Raw genomic sequence first — 1333 nt, forward strand, 5'->3', positions numbered from 1 at the left:
GCTTCGTAGGTAGTGCGGTAACGCCCATCGTTGGCGGCATTGGCGTTGTAAGTCATGCCCAACGTGCCCAAAGCAGACGTTGCATCGGCCTGCCTCACTGTCGCCGCGCCGGGGCTGCGCAGGATCAGGCCAACCTGGACCTGGCCAACGCGCCGCCACTCACCTACGCCGGCGGCATTGGTCTGGGTAGTGACGCCAGAGGCTGTCTTCTGCGTGGTGATGTTGCCAAGCGGCAACGAGGACTTGCTGATGTTGGTGACCGTATCCTGGCCAAACAGCAACTGCATGTTCTCAACACCTTCCACCAGCTCTTCATTGATCGCGTAGGTGCCTGCCGACCCCGCCCGGGCGCGACGCAACCCTGGTTGCTGGGTGGCAGCATTGAGACCTATGTAATAGACCAGTGATTCGGCCCGGTACACCATGGTGGGTGCCAGCGGCGACGGAACGAAGCGGGACAGGTCCGCACCCGTAGCGGTCACCGTTCCCGCTGCGGCGGTGGTACCGCGGAACACTTCTGCAGCGCCACAGTCGGCGATACCGAAAAGCGTGGGTGCGGCGACGCCATTCTCGGTCAAACGCGCCCATTTGGCCGCATCGACAGTCAACGTGGTTGCGGTCACCGCGGTAACCGGGACGCCTTCAGGCGCAAGGAAGCGAAGCACTAGAATGTCGCTGCCAGCCACCGGCGCAGGCACCAGCCCACTGATGGCGGCAGGTAGATTGGCCGGAACCGCCCCTCCGCCGGCCACCAGGGTATCGCCTGGACCGGTTCCGGCCGCCTCATAACCCTGCACGCTCACATTGAAATCCAGCGGCGAACCGCTGCCCGGTGTGGCGCCGGTGCTGATGCGGGGCGAGCCGAGCTCGCGCACGATGTGACCCTGGTCGTTGACGCAGCCCATATGGCCAACCATGCGCACGTCACGCTCGAGGAAATCCAGCGCGAAACGTCCATTCTCCTGCACGCGGGCAACGCCCTCGGACAGCCGGGAGGCGGCCTGCGAGGCGATGAAGATCTGGATGACACCGAGCATCAGCAACAAACCGATGACCATGGCAATCATCAGTTCGACCAACGACAAACCTGTCTGGTGCACTCGGGGCATGGTCGAAGGTTTCATAGCTGGGTAACCAGGCCGAAGGTGGTCGGGGTATTGGGGTTGGCCGGGTCCCAGCGGTCGTCAGACCAGGTGATCGCCACCGTGGCCACGCCATTGACCACGGTAACCGTGGCGCCTGCATTGGCGCCCAATGCCTTGACCACCTGGCATTGCCAGCGGGCGATGTTCTGATCGATGGTCAATGCATCTCCGGCGACACGCGTACAGGC

1 protein-coding gene and 1 pseudogene are annotated in these 1333 nt (G+C 63.5%); both read right to left on the reverse strand.

Features of this window, described 5'->3' with window-relative positions:
• On the reverse strand, positions 1–1124 hold a 1124-nt coding region (locus ACXJKH_RS20615; protein WP_457322174.1), incomplete at its 3' end, for a PilW family protein.
• A pseudogene (locus ACXJKH_RS20620) lies at positions 1121–1333 on the reverse strand (type IV pilus modification protein PilV); the annotation flags it as partial. The pseudogene ACXJKH_RS20620 and the gene ACXJKH_RS20615, both read right to left, overlap by 4 nt.

The organism is Stenotrophomonas sp. P5_B8 (genome assembly GCF_054049855.1).